Raw genomic sequence first — 1,397 nt, 5'->3', positions numbered from 1 at the left:
AAGGCTGAGACCTGATGCCGAGCCGATTGTGGTGAAGTGGATGATCCTATGCTGTCGAGAAAAGCCTCTAGCGAGTTTCATGGCGGCCCGTACCCTAAACCGACTCAGGTGGTCAGGTAGAGAATACCGAGGCGTTCGGGTGAACTATGGTTAAGGAACTCGGCAAAATGCCCCCGTAACTTCGGGAGAAGGGGGGCCATCACTGGTGATCCGATTTACTCGGTGAGCTGGGGGTGGCCGCAGAGACCAGCGAGAAGCGACTGTTTACTAAAAACACAGGTCCGTGCGAAGCCGTAAGGCGATGTATACGGACTGACGCCTGCCCGGTGCTGGAACGTTAAGGGGACCGGTTAGTGACCTTTCGGGGTTGCGAAGCTGAGAACTTAAGCGCCAGTAAACGGCGGTGGTAACTATAACCATCCTAAGGTAGCGAAATTCCTTGTCGGGTAAGTTCCGACCTGCACGAATGGCGTAACGACTTCTCGACTGTCTCAACCATAGGCCCGGTGAAATTGCACTACGAGTAAAGATGCTCGTTTCGCGCAGCAGGACGGAAAGACCCCGGGACCTTTACTACAGTTTGATATTGGTGTTCGGTTCGGCTTGTGTAGGATAGGTGGGAGACTTTGAAGCCGTGACGCCAGTCATGGTGGAGTCGCCGTTGAAATACCACTCTGGTCGTGCTGGATGTCTAACCTCGGTCCGTGATCCGGATCAGGGACAGTGTCTGATGGGTAGTTTAACTGGGGCGGTTGCCTCCCAAAGGGTAACGGAGGCGCCCAAAGGTTCCCTCAGCCTGGTTGGCAATCAGGTGTTGAGTGTAAGTGCACAAGGGAGCTTGACTGTGAGACCGACGGGTCGAGCAGGGACGAAAGTCGGGACTAGTGATCCGGCGGTGGCTTGTGGAAGCGCCGTCGCTCAACGGATAAAAGGTACCCCGGGGATAACAGGCTGATCTTCCCCAAGAGTCCATATCGACGGGATGGTTTGGCACCTCGATGTCGGCTCGTCGCATCCTGGGGCTGGAGTCGGTCCCAAGGGTTGGGCTGTTCGCCCATTAAAGCGGTACGCGAGCTGGGTTTAGAACGTCGTGAGACAGTTCGGTCCCTATCCGCTGCGCGCGTAGGAATATTGAGAAGGGCTGTCCCTAGTACGAGAGGACCGGGACGGACGAACCTCTGGTGTGCCAGTTGTCCTGCCAAGGGCATGGCTGGTTGGCTACGTTCGGGAGGGATAACCGCTGAAAGCATCTAAGCGGGAAGCCTGCTTCGAGATGAGTATTCCCACCTCCTTGAGAGGGTAAGGCTCCCAGTAGACGACTGGGTTGATAGGCCGGATGTGGAAGCCCAGTAATGGGTGGAGCTGACCGGTACTAATAGGCCGAGGGCTTGTCCTCA

At 56.2% G+C, this 1,397-nt stretch carries 1 rRNA gene (running past one end of the window); it reads left to right on the top strand.

Features of this window, described 5'->3' with window-relative positions:
- A 23S ribosomal RNA gene (locus ACFYV5_RS34665) occupies positions 1-1,396 on the top strand; it begins 1,826 nt to the left of the window's first position.
- Position 1,397: the final 1 nt, after the last annotated feature.

Source organism: Streptomyces sp. NPDC003035 (genome assembly GCF_042888285.1).
Lineage (GTDB): Bacteria > Actinomycetota > Actinomycetes > Streptomycetales > Streptomycetaceae > Streptomyces.
This window is presented reverse-complemented; position numbering and strand designations above follow the sequence as displayed.